Raw genomic sequence first — 1,641 nt, forward strand, 5'->3', positions numbered from 1 at the left:
AGGGCCCCCACGAGCGAGGCGGAGATGGCGAGCGCGACCCTCCTCGTGTGCTTCTTGTTGACGCAAGCTGTCATACGTCTTTCTCCTTCCATAAGGAACAGATAATCGCCAGTTCTGGAAGGAGGGGCGCGCGGCCTTGGGACAGAGAGGCGGCAAGCCGAGGTCGCCGGACAACCTCGGCTTGCCGCCTCTTCCCGACTCGTCCGGGGCGCTCCGGCCCGCGGCGCCTACCCCCGCCAGACGTAGCCGGTGGACCTGCCCGCGCCGACCTTCTCTATCCTGCCGGCGGCGACGAGCGCGCCCAGCGCGCGCTCGACGGTCGTCTGGCTGACGCCGGGGAGCGTCTCCATGAGCCGCGCCTTGGTCACCCTCCCGACCGAGGAGCGCAGGGCCTCCTCCACGCGCTCGGCCTTGGTCATGCGCGCCGCCGAGACGGCGCCCACGCGCGCCTCCAGGTCGCGGTAGGCGGCGAGCACCGCCCCGAGCATGTAGCGGACGAAGGGCCCCGGGTCGTTGGCTCCCTCGTTCCAGCCAGACGAGCTCGCGGCGAGCGCCTCGTAGTAGTCGCCCTTGGTGCGTTCGATTTCCTTCTCGATCGACACGTACTTGCCGACCTCGTACCCGCAGCGGTAGAGGAGGAGCAGCGTGAGCAGGCGGCTCATGCGCCCGTTGCCGTCGGTGAAGGGGTGGACGCAGGTGAAGTCGAGCACGAACTCCATCGACACGAGGACGGGGTCGACCGCCCCGGCGGCGAGCCCCTCGCGAAGCGCCGCGCAGAGCCGCTCGACGGCGTCCGGGGTGGCGGCCGCCGCGACCGGGCGGAAGCGCACGTAGCGCGTGCCGTCCGCGCGCACGCCCACGATCTCGTTGTCGGAGTCCTTGAAGCGCCCCCCGCCCGAGAGCGGCGTGTGCCGGTACATGTCGCGGTGCAGCTGCAGGATGACGCCCGGCGTGGGCTCGATGAAGTTGTGGCTTTCGTGGATGGTGGCCAGCACGTCGCGGTAGCCCGCGATTTCCTCCTCGTCGCGCGAGCGCGGGTCGGTCCGCTCGCCCATGATGGCGCGGAGCCTGGCGTCGCTGGTGCGGATGCCCTCGATGCGGTTGGAGGCGCCCGCCGACTGCACGCGAGCCACCTCCACCAGGGCGTCGAGCACGTCGCGCCCGACGGCGAGGTCCGAGGCCTGCCTGCCGCGGCGCTCGTGCACGGCGGCCAGCAGGTCCATGGTCCGCTGGGTGAGCAGCCCGGGATGCAGCCTCGTGTAGTCGAACCCCCTCATGCGCGGCGCCCCCTTCTGCCCCATGTCGTCCTTATCTGCATCATATCGTATCAGATGGTGCAGATGAGGGAAGCATGGGGAAGAAGGAGGCGCCGACATGTTTTCGGCGATCGGGCAAACGTATCGGCGCCTATCGCGCCAACGTTTTTCACCAGTTGCACCAACGTATAGCCACGGGCGCACCCAGCGCGCTTTTCCGAGCGCGCAGACGGCTGTTGCCCTCGCACATCCTCCTTCCCCAGAACTGGCAATTATCTGTTCCTTATGGAAGGAGAAAGACGTATGACAGCTTGCGTCAACAAGAAGCACACGAGGAGGGTCGCGCTCGCCATCTCCGCCTCGCTCGTGGGGGCCCTGAGCCTGG

At 68.6% G+C, this 1,641-nt stretch carries 1 protein-coding gene; it reads right to left on the bottom strand.

The window, feature by feature from the left end; genetic code table 11:
• Nucleotides 1-227: 227 nt before the first annotated feature.
• The gene (locus H6A15_RS10125) at nucleotides 228-1,277 is read right to left on the bottom strand and encodes a Fic family protein (protein ID WP_204673633.1); all 1,050 of its coding nucleotides are present in this window, start codon (nucleotides 1,275-1,277) and stop codon (nucleotides 228-230) included.
• Nucleotides 1,278-1,641 lie beyond the last annotated feature (364 nt).

Origin of the sequence: Enorma phocaeensis, from assembly GCF_016901575.1 — a bacterium.
In the GTDB taxonomy this organism is placed as follows: domain Bacteria; phylum Actinomycetota; class Coriobacteriia; order Coriobacteriales; family Coriobacteriaceae; genus Limicola; species Limicola phocaeensis_A.